At 61.0% G+C, this 20,683-nt stretch carries 19 protein-coding genes; 8 read left to right on the forward strand and 11 right to left on the reverse strand.

Annotated features, from left to right (window positions below; all coding sequences use genetic code 11):
* Positions 1-179: 179 nt before the first annotated feature.
* Positions 180-1,796 (reverse strand): L,D-transpeptidase family protein, encoded by a 1,617-nt coding sequence (locus tag AC4IHP_RS22250; RefSeq protein ID WP_490832764.1) that lies wholly within the window; start codon positions 1,794-1,796, stop codon positions 180-182.
* A 152-nt stretch (positions 1,797-1,948) separates the two neighbouring features.
* Between AC4IHP_RS22250 and AC4IHP_RS22255 the strand changes: the two genes are divergently transcribed.
* Positions 1,949-2,662 (forward strand): murein L,D-transpeptidase catalytic domain family protein, encoded by a 714-nt coding sequence (locus AC4IHP_RS22255; RefSeq protein ID WP_281893641.1) that lies wholly within the window; start codon positions 1,949-1,951, stop codon positions 2,660-2,662.
* On the opposite strand, the gene AC4IHP_RS22260 is transcribed toward AC4IHP_RS22255, so the two are convergent.
* The gene (locus tag AC4IHP_RS22260) at positions 2,659-3,279 is read right to left on the reverse strand and encodes a cell wall hydrolase (RefSeq protein WP_490832765.1); all 621 of its coding nucleotides are present in this window, start codon (positions 3,277-3,279) and stop codon (positions 2,659-2,661) included. The two genes, AC4IHP_RS22255 and AC4IHP_RS22260, sit on opposite strands and share 4 nt — an antisense overlap.
* 198 nt (positions 3,280-3,477) lie before the next feature.
* On the opposite strand from AC4IHP_RS22260, the gene AC4IHP_RS22265 reads away from it, so the two are divergent.
* From AC4IHP_RS22265 to AC4IHP_RS22285, 5 genes are all read left to right on the forward strand, one after another.
* Positions 3,478-4,329 (forward strand): CAP domain-containing protein, encoded by an 852-nt coding sequence (locus tag AC4IHP_RS22265; RefSeq protein WP_490832766.1) that lies wholly within the window; start codon positions 3,478-3,480, stop codon positions 4,327-4,329.
* A gap of 119 nt (positions 4,330-4,448) precedes the next feature.
* The gene (gene moaA, locus AC4IHP_RS22270; protein WP_490832767.1) at positions 4,449-5,447 is read left to right on the forward strand and encodes a GTP 3',8-cyclase MoaA; all 999 of its coding nucleotides are present in this window, start codon (positions 4,449-4,451) and stop codon (positions 5,445-5,447) included.
* A 25-nt stretch (positions 5,448-5,472) separates the two neighbouring features.
* Positions 5,473-6,372, forward strand: a complete 900-nt coding sequence (locus AC4IHP_RS22275) for a bestrophin family protein (protein ID WP_490832768.1) — start codon at positions 5,473-5,475, stop codon at positions 6,370-6,372.
* A 574-nt stretch (positions 6,373-6,946) separates the two neighbouring features.
* A complete protein-coding gene (locus tag AC4IHP_RS22280) occupies positions 6,947-8,311 on the forward strand; it encodes a glutamine synthetase family protein (RefSeq protein ID WP_490832769.1) in 1,365 nt (454 codons plus the stop codon).
* A gap of 148 nt (positions 8,312-8,459) precedes the next feature.
* Positions 8,460-9,743 carry an NAD(P)/FAD-dependent oxidoreductase gene (locus AC4IHP_RS22285; RefSeq protein WP_490832770.1) on the forward strand — a complete coding sequence of 428 codons (1,284 nt, stop codon included), beginning with the start codon at positions 8,460-8,462 and terminating at the stop codon, positions 9,741-9,743.
* 169 nt (positions 9,744-9,912) lie between these two features.
* On the opposite strand, the gene AC4IHP_RS22290 is transcribed toward AC4IHP_RS22285, so the two are convergent.
* From AC4IHP_RS22290 to AC4IHP_RS22300, 3 genes are all read right to left on the reverse strand, one after another.
* Positions 9,913-10,695, reverse strand: coding sequence for a DeoR/GlpR family DNA-binding transcription regulator (locus AC4IHP_RS22290; RefSeq protein WP_490832771.1), 783 nt, complete (start codon positions 10,693-10,695; stop codon positions 9,913-9,915).
* A gap of 186 nt (positions 10,696-10,881) precedes the next feature.
* On the reverse strand, positions 10,882-11,937 hold the full coding sequence (locus tag AC4IHP_RS22295) for an AbrB family transcriptional regulator (protein WP_490832772.1): 1,056 nt from the start codon (positions 11,935-11,937) through the stop codon (positions 10,882-10,884).
* A gap of 143 nt (positions 11,938-12,080) precedes the next feature.
* Positions 12,081-12,503 (reverse strand): HD domain-containing protein, encoded by a 423-nt coding sequence (locus AC4IHP_RS22300; RefSeq protein ID WP_490832773.1) that lies wholly within the window; start codon positions 12,501-12,503, stop codon positions 12,081-12,083.
* 158 nt (positions 12,504-12,661) lie between these two features.
* Between AC4IHP_RS22300 and AC4IHP_RS22305 the strand changes: the two genes are divergently transcribed.
* The gene (locus AC4IHP_RS22305) at positions 12,662-13,093 is read left to right on the forward strand and encodes a hypothetical protein (protein WP_490832774.1); all 432 of its coding nucleotides are present in this window, start codon (positions 12,662-12,664) and stop codon (positions 13,091-13,093) included.
* A gap of 70 nt (positions 13,094-13,163) precedes the next feature.
* Here AC4IHP_RS22305 and AC4IHP_RS22310 read toward each other — a convergent pair whose 3' ends face one another.
* From AC4IHP_RS22310 to AC4IHP_RS22335, 6 genes are all read right to left on the reverse strand, one after another.
* Positions 13,164-13,448, reverse strand: a complete 285-nt coding sequence (locus tag AC4IHP_RS22310; protein ID WP_490832775.1) for a hypothetical protein — start codon at positions 13,446-13,448, stop codon at positions 13,164-13,166.
* A 191-nt stretch (positions 13,449-13,639) separates the two neighbouring features.
* Entirely contained in the window at positions 13,640-13,924 is a 285-nt protein-coding gene (locus AC4IHP_RS22315; protein ID WP_460120041.1) for a hypothetical protein, read from the reverse strand.
* Positions 13,925-14,120: 196 nt separating this feature from the next.
* Complete coding sequence (locus AC4IHP_RS22320; RefSeq protein WP_011333561.1) at positions 14,121-14,669, reverse strand: cupin domain-containing protein; 549 nt, start codon at positions 14,667-14,669, stop codon at positions 14,121-14,123.
* Between the two features lie 516 nt (positions 14,670-15,185).
* The gene (locus tag AC4IHP_RS22325; protein WP_490832776.1) at positions 15,186-16,469 is read right to left on the reverse strand and encodes an NAD(P)/FAD-dependent oxidoreductase; all 1,284 of its coding nucleotides are present in this window, start codon (positions 16,467-16,469) and stop codon (positions 15,186-15,188) included.
* A 49-nt stretch (positions 16,470-16,518) separates the two neighbouring features.
* Complete coding sequence (locus AC4IHP_RS22330; protein WP_490832777.1) at positions 16,519-18,009, reverse strand: aldehyde dehydrogenase; 1,491 nt, start codon at positions 18,007-18,009, stop codon at positions 16,519-16,521.
* 183 nt (positions 18,010-18,192) lie between these two features.
* Entirely contained in the window at positions 18,193-19,569 is a 1,377-nt protein-coding gene (locus AC4IHP_RS22335; RefSeq protein ID WP_007918694.1) for a glutamine synthetase family protein, read from the reverse strand.
* A gap of 282 nt (positions 19,570-19,851) precedes the next feature.
* On the opposite strand from AC4IHP_RS22335, the gene AC4IHP_RS22340 reads away from it, so the two are divergent.
* Positions 19,852-20,613, forward strand: a complete 762-nt coding sequence (locus AC4IHP_RS22340; RefSeq protein ID WP_490832778.1) for a gamma-glutamyl-gamma-aminobutyrate hydrolase family protein — start codon at positions 19,852-19,854, stop codon at positions 20,611-20,613.
* The last annotated feature ends 70 nt before the right edge of the window (positions 20,614-20,683 follow it).

Consider the following 20,683-nt stretch of genomic DNA (forward strand, 5'->3'; position numbering starts at 1 on the left):
TCAGGTCAGGCAGCATCGTTGCTGAATGTGCCTCCCTCTTCGTGAGCAAGCCCACTCCCACATTCAACTGGCGCCAGGCGCAAAATCTTCCAACACCACAGATTCCCCTGTGGGAGCGGGCTTGCTTGCGAAAGCGTCGGGTCGGGCAACATCACTGCTGATGTACGCTCCGTACAACGTCAATGTGCCCGATCCAGTCCCACCAGCAATGCGCTGTCGCGGCTGTAGATGTCTGGTGCGTAGCGTACATGCCCGGTGTTGTCGACTTGCGCCGTCCAGTAGGTCATCAGGATCGGTACCGGCGCCGATAAGCGAAATTCATGAGTGGTACCGCTTGCCAGCAACGTATCGGTGCGGGTCTTTTCCGCCGGAGACAGCAGCTGATCGCGCAGTTGCAGCGGGTGCTCGACGCGCACGCAGCCGGAGCTGAACGCCCGTGGGCCTTTGTCGAACAGCGCCTTGCTCGGCGTGTCGTGCAGGTACACCGAGAACGGATTGGGGAAGCGGATGACCATTTGCCCCAGCGGATTGCGCGGGCCGGCGTCCTGGCGCAGGAGGATGTTGCCGGGGTTGTCCCAATCGATATCGGCCGCTGCCAGAGGCTGACCATTGGCGTCGAGCACTTGCAGGTTCTGGCGACTGAGGAAGGTCTGGTCCTTGCGGATTTCCGGCAGCTTGTCTTCTTTCCAGATGGTCGGCGGCACGGTCCAGGTCGGGTTTAGTGTCAGGCGGGTGACGCGGGATTTGAGCAATGGGGTCTGGCGCTCGGCGCGGCCGACCTGGGTGCGGGTCTGCCACACCGGCTGACCGCCCTGATACAGCGTCAACTCAGCGGCCGCAACGTTGACTACCAGGCCGCTGGGCTCCATGTCCTGGGCCATCCAGCGGAAACGTTCGAGATTGACGCGCAACTGATCGCGGCGGGTCAGCGGGCTGATGTTCAGCTCAGCAATGGTGCCTGGGCCGACCACACCGTCAGCCTGTAACGAATGAGTGGCCTGAAAATGCTTCACTGCCTCCACCAACACGTCATCGTAAGCGTTGTCCGGCGTCACCAGCGCATGTGCCAGATAGCCTTCGCTGTACAACCGTCGGGCCAGTTCCGGCACGCGCGCATCTTCCATCGCCGGGCGCAGCAACGGGCCGTTGCCCACCGGCTGCCATTGCGGCAAGGCTTGCAAGCGTTGCGCAGCATACAACTGACGCAGGCTTTGATATTGCGGCAGATGCGGACGCGCCAGGTCGAACGCTGCAGCAATATCGTTCATACCCGGCACGGCAATGCTGAGCAATTGCGCCTGACGGTCGGTCGGCGGGCCGTCGACACGCCACAGCGGTTCGAAATGCGATTGCAACAGACGGCCGTAATGCAGATCCTGCAAGACCTGCAGGTAGTTGCGACTGATGTCGATGTCGGCGCACAACTCGCCGTCCTGCGGCGATGTCGTCGCGACCGCGTAGCGACTCGGGTTCAGTCCATCGTCGGCCAACAGTTGCAATTGCGCGCGCAAGGCCGGTAAGCGTGCCGACTCACTCGCCCACACCGGCATCCAGTCCTGCTGTTCATAGAACGCCTGCAATTGGCTCAAGGCCGGGCCGTTGAGGCGCGCGGCAATCGGCGGGCACGACTGCGCCAGGCTGATCAAAACCGCCTGCAACGGGCTGCGCGGCTCGACCGGCAATTGCGTTTCAGGCGTAGCCAGGGTTTCGAGCGGGGGCAGCGGCTCATCGGCGCAAGCGACAAACGGCGCAGCGAGCAAACAAATGCTCAAGTAGCATGCGTACTTTTTGAACAACTGCTTTACTCCAATCCATGGCCGTCCAGATGACGGTCAACCTTACATCAGGTGCGCTGAACAGTCAGGCTCGAACCGCGAGCCTGCGGGTATTGACTGGGAGTCAGGAGCCAAAGTGCCGTTTATGTAGCAAGTTGAGGACACTTTATAAAATGTTGACGTTTTTGCGCCGACTTCTGTTGAGCACCGCGACCCTTGTCGCCGTGACCAGCCCAGTATTTGCCGCCGGCAAGCCATCGCCGGTTCTCTACAACAGCCTCGCCCACGCCGCGCCGGAACTCAATCCCCAAGCGCTCAAAGGTGCATTGAACGCCATGCAATGCGCGGTCAACAACGGCGCGAAACCCTCGCGGCATCTGGCGATCATCGATTATTCGCAACCGTCCACCGAGCGCCGCCTGTGGATCTTCGACTTGACTAAAAAGAAGCTGGTGCTGCGCGATCTGGTCGCCCACGGCTCCAACTCCGGGGAGAACTTCGCCACGCAGTTTTCCAATCGCGAAGGCAGTTATCAGTCCAGCCTCGGCCTGTTCCGCACTCAGGAAAGCTATGAAGGTACCCACGGCTATTCGCTGCGCATGGATGGGCTGGAACCCGGCTTCAATGATCTGGCCCGCGATCGCGCGATCGTGATTCATGCTGCCAGTTACGTGAACCCGCTGTGGAGCAAGCGTCAGGGGCGTATCGGCCGCAGTCAGGGTTGCCCCGCCGTGCGGCCGCAGATCGCCAAACAGGTGATCGATCGCCTGAAGAACGGCCAGTTCATGTTTTCCTGGTATCCGGATCAGCGCTGGCTGCAAAAGTCGCCGTACCTGAACTGCCAGCCGCAGCAGGTGGCGAGCATTCTCAACACCCACGCCAGTTAACGCGCGTCGCCCCCGGCGGGTTTGTAGAACAGGAACCTGCCGGTCTGCGCCGTGTTGCGATAGGCCTTGGCCCAGCTCGGGTGCACGCCGCGATCGTGGAAATACAAGGCGCCGCGCGTGCGGTCCTTGAGCTGGCGGTTCAACGCCTTGCCAGCGATTTCCTTGGCCAGCGTGTATTCGGCGTCTTCCTTGACCTGATCCGGCTTGCCATCGCACCACCAGGAAAACTGGCAATTGCCGCTTTCCGAACCCTGCTTGACCACTGCGCAGACTGTGTCGGGAAAGCCTTCATGGCCAAGACGATTCATCACCACGCTGGCGACGGCTTCCATTTCCGGGGTGTCCTTGCCTTTGGCTTCCCAGTAGATGCTGCGCGCCAGACAGGTCAGCGGATCGTCCAGCGGCGCGGCGCCGGCCGGGTCCACCGCCTGCGCTTCGGTCGGGGTGATGGCTTCGGATTTAGGTGCCGGTGCGGCGCTGACTTTATCCGCCGCTTTCTCTTCGAGCACCTCGGCTTTCTGTTCGGCCTTCACCTCGATCGGCGCCTGCGCGCCGGCCCATGCTGCACCGGTTAAAACGATACACAACAAACCGCCCACCCAGCCTTTCAATCCCATGTCGGTTCTTCCGTCAGCGCCCGTGCGGGGCAAGATGTTACGTCGGGGAGACGCCCGGTTTGCGGGGTCTTCGCAGAGTGTAGCGAGCAAATGCGCGGGCACACCAGCGGAGAAAAAATTCCGCCGCAAAGAAAAAGACATTCACCCACCGGGGGCCTTTCGCGCATCATGGGCGCATTCAGCTCAAGGGAGATTTCCATGCGCTTCATGCCGTCCGTTTTGCGTTGTGCCGCATTGTCGCTGGGCGTGTTTTTCGCCACCTCGGCGCTGGCCGCCGATGAACTGCAATTGATCGAGTCGATCAACAGCTATCGCAGCCAGCCGCAGCGTTGCGGCACGCAGGCGTCGAACGAGTTGCCACCGCTGTCGGCCGATCCACGGCTGCGACTGCCTGCCAGCGGCGCGGTCGATTTGCAGCAGGCCATGACCAGCGCCCACTACCCGATGGTCAACGTGCAGGCGATTACCCTCAACGGCCCGCGCGATGCGGCGTCTGCAATGAAGGCGATTCAGGAAAGCTTCTGTCAGGTGGTGCTCGACCCGCAGTTTGTCGATATCGGCGTCAACCGCGTTGACCGCGACTGGCGCATCGTCCTCGCGCGGCCGTTGCTGACGGCGAAACTCGGCGATGCGCAAAGCGAAGGGCAAAAGCTGCTGGCGCAACTCAATACCGCGCGCAGTCAGGCCCGTCAGTGCGGCGGCCAGGCCTTCGCGGCGGCAGCACCGCTGGCCTGGAACGCCACGCTGGGCACCGTTGCCCAGGATCACAGCCGCGACATGGCCAACAACAATTACCTCGACCACAAGGACCGCGACGGCCGCACGCCGGGCGACCGCGCCGAGCTGTCCGGTTACAGTGGGCAACTGGTCGGTGAAAACATCGCCGCCGGGCAAGACACCGTCGGCAAGGTCGTCGACGGCTGGCTCGCCAGCCCCGGGCATTGCGCCAATCTGATGAACCCGCAATACCAGGAACTGGGCGCCGCCTATGCGACCGATCCGAAAAGCAACGCCGGTATTTACTGGACGGCAATGTTTGGCGCACCGTAAGGCATCATCGACGCCGTCAATCACTCGGTCAGCCAGAGTGATTGGACGGCGTGGCGAGCGCAGCCTACCCTGCGCGATCTGCGCCCCCTGACGGCGTTCCACATCCACGAGGCGAGCCCATGACACAGCGTGAATTGATCGATGGTCACAACCGCCGCGTGGATTATCTGCGCCTGTCGGTCACCGACCGCTGTGATTTTCGCTGTGTCTATTGCATGGCCGAGGACATGCAGTTCCTGCCGCGCCAGCAGATCCTCACCCTCGAAGAACTGTTTCAGGTGGCGCAAAGCTTCGTTGCCCTCGGCACGCGCAAGATCCGCCTCACGGGTGGCGAGCCGCTGATTCGGCCTGGTGTCGTGCAACTTTGCGAACAGATCGCCGCCCTGCCAGGCCTGCGCGAACTGTGCCTGACCACCAACGGCTCACAATTGGGCCGACTGGCCAAGCCGCTGTTCGACGCCGGGGTCAAACGCCTGAACATCAGCCTCGACAGCCTCGATCCGCAGCGCTTCAAAGAGCTGACCCGCACCGGCGATCTGGCGCAGGTCATCGAGGGCATCGATGCCGCCCGCGCCGCCGGGTTCACCCGCACCAAACTCAATTGCGTGGTGATGCAAGGGCGCAACGACCACGAGATCAATGATCTGGTCAGTTTCGCCATCGAGCGTAATCTCGATATTTCCTTCATCGAAGAGATGCCGCTGGGCGCGATCGCCGAACACAGCCGCGCCGAATCCTTCTACTCCAGCGCGCAAGTGCGCGAACGCATTGCCGAACGTTTTACCCTGATCGACTCGACCGAATCGACGCAAGGGCCGTCGCGCTACTGGCGCGTGGCCGAAGCACCGAACATTCGCCTGGGCTTCATTTCGCCGCACAGCCACAACTTCTGCGGCACCTGCAATCGCGTGCGCCTGACCGTCGAAGGTCGTCTGCTGCTGTGTTTGGGCAACGAGCATTCGATGGACCTCAAAGCCGTCTTGCGCGCCCATCCGGGCCATCCGGAGCGCCTCGAAAACGCGATCATCGAGGCAATGAAACTCAAGCCGTATCGACACAACTTCGAAGTCAACGACGATGTACAAGTGGTGCGCTTCATGAACATGACCGGCGGCTGATTCGCCGCGCAACCGGGACCGCGAGATGATCGTCAGACCGAGACCCAATCAGTTCGCTGTGCTGTTCACCCTCCGAGGCTCGATCGCCAAACGCATCGCCGTGCGCACTTTGATGCTGACCCTGCTGGCGGCGGCGATTGTGCTGATCGAACTCGTTGTGCCGAGCTACTTCGCCAAGATCAACGCGACACCGTTCACCCTGCTGGGCCTGTCGCTGTCGATTTTCCTCAGCTTTCGCAACAACGCCTGTTACGACCGTTGGTACGAGGGCCGCAAGGCCTGGGGCGAGGTGCTGCTGCGGGTGCGCGCGGTGATGCGCGAAACCCAAGGCCTCGATGACACCCGCCTGCGTGGGCAACTGTTGCGCAACCTGTGCGGTTTCGCCCATGCGTTGAATGCGCGGCTGCGTGGAGACAGTGAGGCGCAGGCCAGTGCCGACTGGGTCAGCCCGCCGATCGATGGGGCTGCGCCGGATCACTGCGGACAGATCATTCATCAGGTCGGGCGCCAGTGTTCCGAGCTGGAAACGGTCGGTGCACTGTCGCCTTGGCGGTATCAATTGTTGGCCAATCATCTGACCTGCCTGAGTCAGGCCCAGGCCGTGTGTGACCGGATCAAGAACACGCCACTGCCCTTCCCTTACACCCTGCTGCTGCACCGCACCATCTACCTGTTCTGCCTGCTGCTGCCCTTCGCCATGGCGCAATCGCTGGGTTGGTTGACGCCGCTGTTCACGGCTATTGTCAGCTACACCTTCTTCGGCTTCGACGCGATTGCCGATGAACTCGAAGACCCGTTCGGGCGCGATGAAAACGATCTGCCGACCGATGCCCTGGTGCGCACCCTGGAGCGCGACGTGCTGCACGAACTGGGCGTCTTGCCGTTGCCGCCCGCACCGGAACCGGACGATTACGTGCTGCGCTGAACGACACAACGGCAAGCAACGAAAGGCGCGGCGTGTTCACTCTGGACCGAAGTGCGGCCAGTCGCGAGCAGGCTCGCTCCCACAGTTGAAATGCACTCTCTTGTGGGAGCGAGCCTGCGCGCGAAAAAGGCAACTCGGTCAATCAGCCCAAACGCCGGTAAGCGCCACCGACGAATCTCCCATTTACACGCGCGCGAATTCCCCCTTACTATCCGGGCACACCGGTCGCCAGGTTCGCCCTGCTACCGACGCTTTCCGCCAACGGAAACACGCGTTATGAGTACGTCACCACAACAACCGCAAAGGTTGCACGTCTCTGCTGTACGCACCCACTGCAAACGGGGCTGCGTATGAACCGCATCGTCAATCTGCCCATGGCCCTGCGCCGTTCCAAGCTGCGTCACTCCGCACGCCCGCCGGATATCGCCGTTCCTGCCTGATCGCGTGAGCTTGATACCCGCGACAGTCAATTTCCCTATTTCCTGATATCCCTGCCGGGACACTTACGCCTTTTTGTCGCGTCGTGTCCGGCCGAATCTGCGCGCCTGTGCGGCGCCACCGTGAGTGATTTGCCATGAAATTCGCAGCCATCGAAGACGCACGCCTGTTCCTCGAACAGAACCCCGATATCGACATGATCGAGTTGTTCATCCTCGACGCCAACGGCGTGCCGCGCGGCAAGCTGTTGCACCGTGAAGAGCTGTTGGCCGTGTACGAAAGCGGCCGGCCTTTGCCTAGCACGATTCTCGGTTTGACCGTGCAAGGCGAGGACGTCGAGAACTCCGGGCTGGTGTGGGACGTCGGCGACATCGACTGCCGCGCCTATCCGCTGCAAGGCAGTCTGGTGCGCCTGCCGTGGCGGCAGATTCCGACCGCCGCCGTGCAGGTCAGCATGCACCCGACACAGGGCCTGCCGGCGAGCATCGCTGACCCTCGGCACCTGCTGATCAAGGTGATCGACGGGCTCAAGGCCGAGGGGTATCACCCGATCATGGCCTGCGAGCTGGAGTTCTATCTGCTCGACGCCAAACGCGATCACAACGGCCGCCCGCAACCGGCGCTGGACACCGACGGCGGGCGACCGCGGCACACGCAAGTCTACGGTTTGCGCGAGCTGGAGCAGATCGAGCCATTCCTCGCCGACCTCTACAGCGCTTGCAAACTGCACGGCATTCCGGCGCGTACGGCGATTTCCGAATACGCCCCCGGGCAAGTGGAAATCACCCTCGAACACGGCGATGCGCTGGAGGCGATGGATCAAGCGGTGCGCTACAAACGTCTGGTCAAAGGCGTAGCGCACAAGCACGGCATGCAGGCGACGTTCATGGCCAAGCCGTTCGATGATCTGGCCGGCACCGGCATGCACATGCACGTCAGCCTCGCCGACGCCGAGGGGCGTAATTTGTTCGCCTCTGAAGACCCGGCCGGCACACCGCTGTTGCGCACGGCGATCGGCGGCATGCTCGCATCTCTTCTGGATTCGCTGTTGCTGTTCTGCCCCAACGCCAACTCCTACCGGCGCTTTCAGGCCAACAGCTACGCACCACTGGCGCCGACCTGGGGCGTCGACAACCGCACCGTCAGCCTGCGCGTGCCCGGCGGCCCGGCGCCTACGCGGCACATAGAACACCGCATCTGTGGCGCCGACGCCAACCCCTATCTGGCGGCGGCAGCGATCCTTGCCGGCATTCATCGCGGCATTCGTGAAGAGCTGGATCCGGGCGCGCCGGTCGAGGGCAATGGTTACGCTCAGGCAAAAGAATTGTTGCCGACCGATTGGCTGACCTCGTTGCAGGCGCTGGAAAACTCCCAGTGGGCGCGGGAGGCGTTGGGCCAGGAATTCCTTGGGGTGTATCTGGCGGTGAAGCGTGCCGAGTATCGGCAGTTCATGGCGCAAGTGGGTGAGCAGGATTGGCGGTGGTATCTGACCGAGGCCTAACGATCCGACACCGAACCTGTGGGAGCGAGCCTGCTCGCGAAGGCGTCATCACATTCAACATTTTGGGTGACTGACACACCGCTTTCGCGAGCAGGCTCGCTCCCACAGGGAATGCACTTCGAACCCAGAATTTTTTGTGGACCCCGACATGACCATTCGCTGCAATTCCTACTACACCGCCACCCTCAACCAGGACACCGACTACCCGACCCTGCAAGGCCGGCATAAGGTCGATGTGGTAATCATCGGCGGCGGTTTCACTGGCGTCGCCACTGCCGTCGAACTGGCGGAAAAAGGCCTGAAAGTCGCCATCGTCGAAAGCCACAAGATCGGCTGGGGCGCGACCGGGCGCAATGGCGGGCAAGTCACCGGCAGCCTCTCCGGCGACGGCGCAATGCGCAAGCAGATGCGCGCGAAGCTTGGCGATGACGTGGACGATTTCATCTGGCACCTGCGCTGGCGCGGGCACGAAATCATCCGCCAGCGCGTCGAGAAATACGCGATCCAGTGCGACCTCAAACACGGCCATTTGCACGCAGCGTACAAGCCGAGCCACATGGTCGATCTGCGCAAGGATTATGACGAAGCCGTGCGTCGCGGATTGGCCGATGAAGTGAGCCTGCTCGACCGCAGCCAGGTCAGCGATCTGCTGCAAAGCGAGCTCTACCACGGCGCAATCAAGAACACCCGCAACATGCACCTGCACCCGCTCAACCTGTGCATTGGCGAAGCGCGCGCAGCCGAAAGCCTGGGCGCGCTGATCTTCGAGAACAGTGAGGTGCTGGAGATCATTCACGGCGACAACCCTGGCGTGCGCACCGCTCACGGCCAGATCAACGCCAGTCAGGTGATGCTCGCCGGCGACGTCTATCACAAGCTCGAACCGGGTCAGCTCAAGGGCAAGATTTTCCCGGCCATGGGCGGCATCGTCACCACCGCGCCGCTGGGTGATCTGGCGAAACAGATCAACCCCGAAGACCTCGCCGTGTACGACTGCCGCTTCGTCCTCGATTACTACCGGCTCACCGCCGACGGCCGTTTGCTGTTCGGCGGCGGCGCCAACTACAGCGGCAAGGATTCGCGCGACATCGCTGCGGAACTGCGCCCTTGTATCGAGCGCACGTTCCCGGCGCTAAAAGGCGTGCCGATCGATTACCAGTGGAGCTGCGCAATGGGCATCGTCATCAACCGCATTCCGCAACTGGGCAAGCTCTCGGACAACGTCTGGTATTGCCAGGGCTACTCGGGACACGGCATCGCCACCACGCACATCATGGGCGAAATCATGAGCCGGGCAATCACCGGGCAGCTGGAGCAGTTCGACACCTTCGCCGCGTGCCAGCACATCCGCGTGCCGATGGGCGACCTGCTGGGCAACCCGTTGCTGGCGGCGGGGATGTGGTATTACCAGATGCTTGAGCGGTTGCGCTGATCCATTACCTGTAGGAGCTGCCGAAGGCTGCGATCTTTTGATCCTGCTTTTAAAAAGCAAAATCAAAAGATCGCAGCCTTCGGCAGCTCCTACAAAGTCATTTATTCACTGCAGATCCCCTGTGGGAGTGAGCCTGCTCGCGAAGAGGCCCTCAAACCCCACACAAAATTCAATCCGGCAACTGCTCCACCACAATCCCCAGCCGCCAATAATCCTCGACATTCGCCCCCGGATGCCGCTCGGTAATCAACATATGCAGGCGCGTACACGGCGCCACCACAAACGGCTCCACCGCGCCCAACTTGTCTGCCGTAGTCACTGCAATCACCTGCGCTGCACTGTCGAGCATCGCCTGTTTGATCGGCACTTCATCGAAATGCAGCGAGGTGATGCCGACCTCGGGATGAATCGCACACACCCCGGTAATCGCCAGATCCGCCTTGATCCCCGCCAGCAGCCGCAGCGCTTCCTGACCGCTCGCCGACATCGAATGCGGATTCAACTCCCCTCCCGCCAGAATCACTTTCACGCCCTTGTATTCCGACAGGGCAATCGCCGTCAGCGGTGAGGCGGTCACGGCAGTGATGCGGATGTCGGCGGGTAATGCGCGTGCCACCTGCAACGTGGTCGAGCCGGAATCGAACAGCACAATCTGCCCGTCCTCGATATGCTGCGCCGCCACTTGCGCCAGACGGACCTTGACCTCATCGGTCTCATCCAGGCGGGTGAAGTAATCCTTGCCGGAATCCTTCGGTCGCGGCAGCGCCCCGCCATGCACGCGCTGCACCAGCCCGGCACTGTCCAGTTCGGCGAGGTCGCGGCGGATAGTGTCCTCGGACACCGCGAAATGCTGGCTCAACTCAGAGGCCATGACCTTGCCGTCGCGTTCGAGGAGCAAAAGGATTTTCTGCCGACGCAAGGATGGAAGTTCAGCGATGGAATGATCGTGCATGGTTCTGCCTGTTTGTGCTTGTAGTTGCAGGTTTCAGCGACACTAGCGAAAGTCTCCGGCAAATACAAACGCAGCGGCTATCAATGCTTTCGATCATTGGAATCAACACGGCGAATTTTTTCTTTGCGTGGCGCGTGTTCACAATGGCGCCACTCTCAAAAGCTCAGGATGAACAGCCCATGAATCTCAACTTCGCCTTCGCCTGCATGATTGTCGTATCGTTCGCAATTGCCTTGGGCCACGCCTGACCTGCACCAACAACGCCGGGGCAAAATGCAGCAATACCATCCGGCTTAAGTGATGCGTCAGGATAAACACCACATTCAGCCCGCCGCCAAACGCGACAATCGCAATCGTCTCGATCGCGCCCGGCATATATGCCAGCCACAGCGACAGCGGATCACTGCCCAGCCAGCGCGCAGCCACCTCGGCAAATGCCGCTGCAACGACGACCATCAAACCGACCGAAACCAAAGCGGTGCGCCCATGTCGCGCCAACTCTGCAATGCCGAGCCCCTGAAACCGCGAGCCGATGCGCACGCCGAGAACCAGTGCGGCCAGGTTCAGGTTCCACTGCGGCATATGAAAGCCATGCAGCCATCCCGATTTCACGAACGTCGCGGTGATGAGGATTGCGGTGAGCATAAACGGCGCCGGGACGCCGATCATCAGCAGCAAGCGTCCGAGCAACACGCTCAAAGCGATCACTGAACATGCGGTCAGCGCCATGCCTGTGGTCAATGGGTCGCTGGCGACCTCGTTCACCGCTGCTTGCCCGGGAATCAGCAAACTCACCAGCACGGTGATCAACAGCAGCCGCATCAGATGCACGATGATGACTTTGCTCGAAGCCTTCTCCGATTCAAGCAAATCGAACACCGCCGCCAATGCGCCGGGATACACCGCCAGCAGTGCATCAGTGCGATTCCATCCGGCACCGCGTGTGAGCCACCATCCGGCGAGTGCAATTTGTACCGTCAGGCAGATCAGCAACACGCCAAGGCTGGGCACCATTGTTGCGGCCGTTTGGCTGTCCCATGCTTCGAACATAAGGCCGGTGGCGATGCCCAGCGTGACCTGAATGTAGCCCAAGCCATAAGGGGTTGCCGGGGCGATGCCGGTTTTGCTGGCGAAAAACGCGGTCACCACAATCGAGCCCAGCAGCAAGCCGTGAGGCACGCCTTCAAACTGCAACAACGCACCGAGAGCGGCGGCTATCAACAAGCACACAATGGATTTCATCGTTCGCCTTCCTGGCTATTTATCTGACAGACCACCATCCCTTGGTAGGAGCTGCCGAAGGCTGCGATCTTTTGATCTTGATCTTCAAAAACAAAATCAAAAGATCGCAGCCTTCGGCAGCTCCTACAGGGGGATTTGCATTCCTATGCGCGAAGGCGTGCAATCGCCCGCCGATATTTCTCGATCCGCTCCAGATCCTCCCAACTCGGCGAGGCGATCCGCGAGATATCGCTGTTCTCTTCCAGATCCGCCAGCTTCACCACTCGCCCGATCGGGTTTTGCGCGGCGCGGTCGACAAAATCCTCATAGGACTCACCGGGCAATTTGGTCACCGCCGCAATCGCCGCCAGCACCTCTTCGCTGAAACCTTCCGCGCGCAAGTCATCCAGACTCACCCCGCAATCCTCGACCACATCGTGCAGCACAGCGACGATGCGTTCTTCCAGCGTGCTCATGCGCAGCATGACTTTCAGCGGATGCAGAATGTACGGCGCCCCGCCCTTGTCCACCTGCCCGGTGTGGGCCGTGGCGGCAATGGCGATAGCGCGTTCGAGGGTTTGGGCCATGGGAATCGAATCCTGCGCTGAATGTTTCTGATTGTTGCGCAGTGTACGCGAAGATCGCGCAGCGCAAAGCGATTGAACCTTGCCCGCCCTCGCCGCCTCGAAACCAGACAAGCGCCAAATCACCGATCAGACGCGGCGCCATTGGAGAGGAATTGCCGATGAAAACCCGACTGCTGCTCTTGATCGCCACGTTCGCCATCATCCCCACCTGCGTCATGGCTGAAGGCTGCGACGTCCAGACCCGCTCCTCCAGCGCCGCAGTGCCGGCGGTGGAAACCCACAGCTGCTACGAATACGAAGGCATGCCCGTGGACTCCATCAACTGGTCCTGCAGCAACGAAAGCAAGGACACCCTCAACGCCACCAAGAAGAAAGTCGAACGCTGCGACGACCACTACCAAGCCACCTGCACCGCCCGCCTCACCCAGGAATCGCTGGCCAACCCGCACTCGACCAGCAAAGACAAAAGCGCCAAACCGCTGAACATGCCCGACGGCGCCAAAGTCACGACGTATTACTACGACGGTGAGCATCTGGCACAGGCGAAGATTGATTGTGAAAACAGCGGCGGGAACTGGAAGGCTAAATAGCCTCGGTTATCAAGGATTGCCTGATAGAGAGCCCGGCTTGATGCCGGGCTTGCTGTATCTGCAAACAGCTTCAACCTTCACCAGCACCGCTGCTGGTGCCGCTGTCATTCGATTGCTTCGAACCACTCGGTTTGGAACCCGAAGGTGTAGAGCCGTCGTTGTTGGTGGTGTTGCCCTGTGTGCCTTTGGGCACAGTGGCACCGTTGGAATGAATGTCCTCCGGCGCACTCGGGTTGGTTTGGCTGTTGCCGTCGTTAGCGGTCGGTGCCGGGGTGTCGCTGGCGGCTGTTGCGTAAAGCGAAGTGGCGGATAACAGCGTGGCCAAGGTCAGTGCTGCGAGGTTGTATTTGCGCATGTTGGCGGTTCCTTTGCGGGGTAAGGTATGCATTGGAATAACGCGAGCGGCGAAAATGCGGAGGGGCTGACGAATGGCAAAAATAAATCAGCCCTTCACCTCGCAAGAGAAATCGGGTCATGAAAAATCACTATCTGATATGCAGAAAAATGCCCGGCTGGAAAACCGGGCATTTTAGTGCGAGGGAGCCATCAACCACCGCCGCTACCCCCACTGCTGCTACCGGATGGTTGACCCGCAGGGGTAGGTTTGGAGGCAGAAGGCACCGGCCCATTGTCGGTCTTGCCACCATCACCACCTGGGGGCAGCGAATCGGCATCCGGGTCGGCATTGGTGGCTGGAGACGCCGGCTCACGAGTCTGGCTGGTACCGTCGCTCGCCTTCGGGGTCGACGTTTCGCCAGCGGCGAGCGCGTACGGCGCACTGCCGAACAGCAACGCCGCGAGGGTGATCACTGCAATTTTCTGGTTCAGCATGGTGGCTCTTCCGTTGCGTGGGGAGTTACACCATTGGAAGAAGCTGTGGGGCGAACGTGCGATGTGTCGGACGAGTGGTTATTGCCTGAAGACATCGCAAAATGTCGACATCCGAATGCTTCGCATGACAACGCCCCAGGCAGCCTGGGAGGGCCTGCAAATCAACCTCGGTAAACCTATGCGAAACGCCTGCCCTTCAAAAATTCGCCGGCGTATTCGCACTGATTATCTCAGCCTCATCCGCGCCGATATTGCGGAATTTATGCGGCAACGTCGTCGGAAAGTAATACCCATCCCCCGCACTCAGCACACTCACCTGCCCGTCCACGGTCAATTCCACCGTGCCGCGCGTGACCAAACCGCACTCTTCGCCTTCGGCATGCACGATCGGTTCTTCGCCGGAGCTGGCGCCGGGGGCGTATTGTTCGCGGAGCAGGCGCATCTGGCGGCTGGGGACGGAGGCGCCGATGAGCAGCAGGCGCAGGCCGTGGCGGCCGAGGTCGGGTTGTTCGTTGGCGCGGAATACGTATTGGTGTTCGCGCGGGGGCTGGTCGAAGGTGAAGAAGTCGGCCAGGGACATCGGTATGCCTTCGAGCAGCTTTTTCAGCGAGCTGACGGAGGGGCTGACGCGGTTCTGTTCGATCAGCGAGATGGTCGCGTTGGTCACGCCGCTACGCCGGGCGAGCTCGCGCTGGGAGAGTTTGTAGCTTTCGCGTACTAGTTTGAGTCGAGAACCCGTATCCATGACTGCCTTATGTAAAAGGGGCGATGGGGGTGGGTGGCGGGTGACGCGCAGGTCGCGCGGATCACGTTGCTCCCGTGTCCCGGAACCGTGAAAGGCGGCTATTAAATCACGTTTGCCGGCGTTGCTCAGCAGGTTCGATGGATGGCGGGACGAAACTCTATCTTGCCTTGGCAATACAGCCAATGTGGGAGCGGGCTTGCTCGCGAAAGCGTCGGGTCAGGCAACATCGTTGCTGACCGTACCGCCGCCTTCGTGAGCAAGCCCACTCCCACATTTAACTGGCGCCAGGCGCAAAATCTTCCAACACCATCAATCCCCCTGTGGGAGCGGGCTTGCTCGCGAAAGCGGTGTGTCAGGCGACACCAATGTTGGCTGATATGGCCCCTTCGCGAGCAAGCCCGCTCCCACCGTTTGATGTCTGGGGTTTCAGCTGCATTGATGACAGGCCCCTCAACCTGTTGCCCTCAGGTATGTCAGGAAAACCGGCGGGGGTTTGGGCCGCCGCCGGGAGGTAAATCAGATGCCGAAACGGTCGCGCAGGGAGTAGTAGACGGCGCCAAGCGCGGTGAGCGGTGCAGAGAAGGTGCGGCCGCCGAGCATTGGCATGTGCGGCAGCGAGGCGAAGGCGTTGAAGCGTTCGGCGTCGCCGCGGATCATTTCCGAGATCAGTTTGCCGGCCAGGTGCGAGCAAGTGACGCCGTGGCCGCTGTAGCCCTGCATGTAGTAGGCGTTCTTTTCGATGCGGCCGAATTGCGGCATGCGCGACATGGTCAGCAGGAAATTGCCGGTCCAGCGGTAGTCGATCTTCACGTCCTTGAGCTGCGGGAAGGTCTTGAGGATCTTCGGCCGGATCAGTTGTTCGATATCGTCCGGCTCCCGCGCGCCGTAGACCACGCCACCACCGTAGAGCAGGCGGTTGTCAGCGGTGAGGCGGTAGTAATCCAGCAGGTAGTTGCAGTCTTCCACGCAATAGTTGTTGGTGATCAGGCTGCGTGCCTGCTGCTCGGTCAGCGGTTCGGTGACGACGATCTGCGAGCCGCACGGCATGCTTTTCGCGGTGACACGGTTGTCGAGGCCCTGCGGCAGATAAGCGTTGCCGGCGATCAGCAGGTATTTGGCGCGGATCAGACCTTTGGCGGTGCGCACGGTGATCGGCTCGCCGTAGGTGATTTCCACCGCCGCCGATTGCTCGTAGATCTTGCCACCCAAACGCACGATGGCGGCGGCTTCGCCCAAGGCCAGATTCAACGGATGGACGTGGCCGCCCTGCATGTCCAGCAAACCGCCAACGTAAGCATCGGAACCGACTTCACGACGGATGTCCGCCGCGTCGAGCATCTTCAGATTGCGGTTGCCGTAACGTTCCCAGCCACGCTTCTGCTCAGCCAGACCGTTGAGTTGTTTCTTGTTCATCGCCGCAAAAATACCGCCCGGGCGGTAGTCGCACTTGATGTCGTAATCCTGGATGCGCGAACGAATGATGTCGGCGCCTTCGAAGATCATGCTGCCGAGGATTTCTGCAGTCTTGTCGCCGTAGCGCTCTTCGATGACATCAACGTCGCGGCTGTAGGAGTTGACCAGTTGACCGCCATTGCGCCCGCTGGCGCCGTAGCCGACTTTTGCCGCTTCCAGCACGGTGACTTTATAGCCGGCTTCGCTGAGAAACAGCGCCGAGGACAGACCGGTGTAGCCGGCACCGATGATGCAGACGTCGCAGTCGAGCGCTTCTTCGAGAATCGGGAAGTCGATGACTTCGTTGCGGGTGGCGGCGTAGTAGCTGTTTACGTGTTGCTGTTTCATAGGTTTCTCCGAGGGCCGCCAACCAGGGGCGACCGCCGCTGTAAAAGAATCAGAGCTTGATCCAGGTCGCTTTCAGTTCGGTGTACTTGTCGAACGCGTGCAGCGATTTGTCGCGCCCGTTGCCAGACTGTTTGAAGCCGCCGAACGGCGCGGTCATGTCGCCGCCGTCGTACTGGTTGACCCAGACGCTGCCGGCGCGCAGGCCGCGGGCGAAGGTGTGCGCCTTGCTCAGGTTGCTGGTCCACACCCCGGCGGCGAGGCCGAAGATGCTGTCGTTGGCGATCTGCAGAGCTTCTTCGGCAGTGTCGAAGGTGATCAGCGACAGCACCGGGCCGAAGATTTCTTCCCTGGCGATGGTCATCGCGTTGGTCACGCCGTCGAAAATCGCTGGCTGCACGTAAAGGCCGCCGGTTTCTTCGAGGGTGCGTTGGCCGCCGGCAATCAGCTCGGCGCCCTGCTCGCGGCCGATGCTGATGTAGCGCAGCACGTTATCGAGCTGACGCTGGTCGACCACGGCGCCGACGGTGGTCGCCGGATCCAGTGCATGCCCCGGTTTCCAGGCTTGCAAGGCTTCCACCAGCAGCGGAATGAATTGCTCGCGAATCGAGCGCTCGACCAGCAGGCGCGAACCGGCGGTGCAGACTTCGCCCTGGTTGAAGGCGATGGCACTGGCCGCCGCTTGAGCGGCCGCACGCAGATCCGGTGCGTCGGCGAACACCACGTTCGGGCTCTTGCCGCCGGCCTCGAGCCAGACGCGTTTCATGTTGCTTTGGCCCGCGTAAATCATCAGTTGCTTGGCGATCGCCGTGGAGCCGGTGAAGGCCAGCACATCGACGTCCATGTGCAGCGCCAGCGCCTTGCCGACGGTATGACCGAAGCCCGGCAGCACATTGAACACGCCTTTGGGAATACCCGCCTCCAGCGCCAGTTGCGCGATGCGGATGGCGGTCAGTGGCGATTTTTCCGAAGGCTTGAGGATGAACGAGTTACCCGCCGCCAGCGCTGGTGCGAACTTCCAGCTGGCCATGATCAGCGGGAAATTCCACGGCACGATCGCCGCGACTACACCGGAGGGCTCGCGGGTGACGAGGCCAAGTTGATCGTGCGGGGTGGCAGCGACTTCGTCGTAAATCTTGTCGATGGCCTCGGCGCTCCAGCGGATCGCGTTGGCGGTCGCCGGGATGTCGATGCTCATCGAATCACTGATCGGCTTGCCCATGTCGAGGGTTTCCAGCAGCGCCAGTTCTTCCTGGTGTCGCAGGATCAGATCGGCGAAGCGGATCAGCACGCGCTTGCGCTCGGCCGGGGCTTTTTTCGCCCAGATGCCGGAGTTGAAGGACTGGCGCGCGGCTTCGACGGCAAGGTTGGCGTCGGCTTCATCGGTGCTGGCGACAGCGGCGAGAAAGCGGCCATCGACCGGGCTCAGACATTCGAAAGTGTCGCCGCTGATCGCCGGGCGATATTCACCGTTGATGAAGGCGCGGGATTCGATGGACAGGGACTGGAAGCGCTGTTCCCAGTCGTTGCGGGTTGTGGTCATTGTTTTGGGCTCGACAAGGGGGTGGTGAGCAGCGGACGAACGCCGCTGTTCAAAATCTGCTAACCCGATCCCCTGTAGGAGCTGCCGAAGGCTGCGATCTTTTGCCTTTGATTTTTTTAAAAGCAAGATCAAAAGATCGCAGCCTTCGGCAGCTCCTACAGGGTTACGGCGGTGGGTCAACCGTCAGACCGTATGCAGATACCAGTTGTACTCAAGGTCAGAAATCGAGTTCTCGAACTCGGCCAGTTCGCTTTCCTTGCAGGCGACGAACACGTCGATGTACATCGGGTCGATGTAGCGCGCCATGACTTCGCTGTCGTCAAGTTCGCGCAGGGCGTCGCGCAGATTATTCGGCAGGCTCTGCTCGTTCTGCTCGTAGCTGTTGCCTTCGACCGGCGCGCCGGGCTCGATCTGGTTGGTCAGGCCGTGGTGGATACCAGCCAGCACCGAAGCCATCAGCAGGTACGGGTTGGCATCGGCACCGGCGACGCGGTGCTCGATGCGCACGGCGTCCGCTGAACCGGTCGGCACGCGCACGGCAACGGTGCGGTTGTCGATCCCCCAGCTCGGCGAGTTCGGCACATAGAACTGCGCGCCAAAGCGGCGATACGAATTGACGTTCGGGCAGAGGAACGCCATTTGCGCCGGCAGGGTCTCGAGCACACCGCCGATCGCGTGACGCAGTGCGGCGTTCTGCTCGGGATCCTCGCTGGCGAAGATGTTGTTGCCTTCTTTGTCCAGAATCGAAATGTGCACGTGCAAACCGTTGCCGGCCTGGCCGGGATACGGCTTGGCCATGAAGGTCGTGTCCATCTCGTGGTCGTAGGCGATGTTCTTCACCAGACGCTTGAGCAGGACCGCGTAATCGCAGGCCTTGATCGGGTCGGAGACGTGATGCAGGTTGACTTCGAACTGCGCCGGGGCGCTTTCCTTGACGATCGCATCAGCGGGGATGCCCTGCTCTTTCGCGCCTTCGAGGATGTCTTGCAGGCAGTCGACGTATTCGTCGAGGTCGTCGATCAGGTAGACCTGAGTGGACACCGGACGCTTGCCGGATACCGGCGAACGTGGCGACTGCGGACGCCCGTTAACGTTGTCCTGGTCGATCAGGTAGAACTCGAGTTCGAATGCCGCGCAGATGGTCAGGCCGAGGTCGTCGAATTTGCGCACCACGTTGGCCAGCACTTCACGCGGGTCAGCGAAGAATGGCTGGCCCTCGATCTCGTGCATGGTCATCAGCAGTTGTGCGGTCGGGCGCTTTTGCCACGGCTCGATGCTCAGGGTGCCGGGGATCGGGTAGCAGATGCGATCGGCATCGCCAATATCCAGGCCCAGGCCGGTGCTTTCCACCGTGGAGCCGTTGATGTCCAGCGCGAAGAGCGACGCCGGCAGGTTGATGCCTTTTTCGTACACCTTATGAAGACTGGTGCGTTCGATGCGCTTGCCGCGCACCACACCGTTCATATCCGCAATCAGAAGGTCGACGTACAAAACCTCAGGATATTTCTTAAGGAATGCGTTGGCTTCGTTGAGTTGAACGGTACGCAGAGGGACCGACATGATGCACCTATTTAGCTGTTAATTATTATGTTCACCACCGTGTTGCGCAGCCAGTCAATCCGAAAGGCAAAGTGAAGTCAATAGCGAACACCCTGCCCTGCAGCCTTTATTTTTCGGGCTTTTATTAACACTCTCGTGCCATATCCGTCGCCAAACCCCGGCAAACCTGAGCGATTTGATGAACGGCGTTTAGAATTTTTTACATGGCAGTTGTTAATTAAAATCAACGAGGCTAAGCTCCGGAAAAGCTCGTTCAAGTGACAGACTTCGAGGTGAATAAAAATGGCATTCAAGCCATTGATCGGCGTTACTGCGTGCGTCAAACAGATTGGCCTGCACCCCTATCACATCAGCGGCGACAAGTACGTCCGTGCTGTCAGCGTTGGCGCTGAAGGATTGCCGGTGGTCATTCCTTCTCTCGGTAACCTGACTGAAATCGACGACCTGCTGGGTCAGCTCGACGGTCTGTTGCTGACCGGCTCTCCCTCGAACGTGGAGCCCTTCCACTATCAAGGCCCGGCCAGTGCACCCAGCACGGATCACGATCCGGCTCGCGACGCGACCACCCTTCCTTTATTGCGTGCAGCCATCGCGGCGGGCGTTCCGGTGCTCGGCATCTGCCGTGGTTTCCAGGAAATGAACGTGGCGTTCGGCGGCAGCCTGCATCAGAAGGTGCATGAGCTGCCCGGCATGCTCGACCATCGCGAAGCCGACAGCCCGGATGTGGCCGTGCAATACGCCCCGGCTCATGCGGTCAGCGTGATCGCTGGCGGTGTGTTCGAAGCGCTGGAGCTGCCCGACGAATTTCAGGTCAATTCGATTCACAGCCAAGGCATCGACCGCCTCGCTCCCGGCCTGCGCGCCGAAGCCGTGGCGCCGGATGGCCTGATCGAGGCGATCTCGGTCGAGCACAGCCCGACCTTCGCCCTCGGCGTGCAATGGCATCCGGAATGGCAAGTGCTCGACAACCCGAACTACCTGAAGATTTTCCAGGCGTTCGGCGCAGCGTGCCGGCAACGGGCGGCGAAGCGCCGTCAGCGCTGACGCAATCCCAAACCAGGTAACGATTTACTGCCCCCACGGCTGGCGGGTGTGCGTTTGCACATCCGTCAGC

Source organism: Pseudomonas sp. UF-293 (assembly GCF_058245595.1).